This window comes from Mesorhizobium sp. M1A.F.Ca.IN.020.06.1.1, from assembly GCF_004023265.1.
GTDB lineage: Bacteria > Pseudomonadota > Alphaproteobacteria > Rhizobiales > Rhizobiaceae > Mesorhizobium.
Window position 1 is genome coordinate 1 of record NZ_RZSR01001633.1, and the last position, 651, is coordinate 651.

General features: G+C 63.9%; 1 protein-coding gene and 1 pseudogene. Both read left to right on the forward strand.

Annotation, left to right across the window (positions count from 1 at the left end):
• Positions 1-162: pseudogene (locus EOA60_RS36025) on the forward strand (xanthine dehydrogenase family protein subunit M); the annotation flags it as partial.
• Complete coding sequence (locus EOA60_RS36030; RefSeq protein WP_066997187.1) at positions 162-638, forward strand: (2Fe-2S)-binding protein; 477 nt, start codon at positions 162-164, stop codon at positions 636-638. The pseudogene EOA60_RS36025 and the gene EOA60_RS36030, both read left to right, overlap by 1 nt.
• The last annotated feature ends 13 nt before the right edge of the window (positions 639-651 follow it).

Consider the following 651-nt stretch of genomic DNA (forward strand, 5'->3'; position numbering starts at 1 on the left):
AAGCTGGATGAGGCGACGCTGGAGCGGCTCGCCAAGATCTGCGCGGGCGCCTGCCGACCGATCGACGACAAGCGCGGCACCATCGAATTCAGACGGAAAGTTGCGGGTGTGCTGGCGAAGCGTGTCGCCACCACCGCCTATGAGCGTGCAGGAGGCAAATGATGGCCGGTGTAGCGGTTTCAACGACAATCAACGGCGATCACGTCGAATATCTTTGCCAGCCGGACGAGACGCTGCTCGACGTGCTGCGCGACCGGCTGGGACTGACCGGCGCCAAGGAAGGCTGCGGGACCGGCGACTGCGGCGCCTGCAGCGTCATCGTCGACAACCGGCTGGTGTGCTCCTGCCTGGTGCTCGGCGCCGAGGCCGAAGGCCGCCAGATCGAGACCATCGAAGGCATGGCGCATGGCGACCAGCTGCATCCGCTGCAGCAGAAATTCCTCGAGCACGCCGCCTTGCAATGCGGCATCTGCACGCCAGGTTTTTTGATTGCGGCGAAGGATCTGCTCGAGAAGAACCCCTCCCCGACCGAGGAGGAAATCCGCTTCGGGCTCGCCGGCAATCTCTGCCGCTGCACCGGCTATGACAAGATCGTGCGCGCCGTCCAGGACGCGGCAAACGTGATGAAGGGAGCCTGAGATGAATTTCGAC

What these genes read in the sequence shown, in the direction of transcription:
- EOA60_RS36030 (WP_066997187.1), top strand. Translation starts at nt 162, where the DNA reads ATGGCCGGTGTAGCGGTTTCAACGACAATCAACGGCGATCACGTCGAA.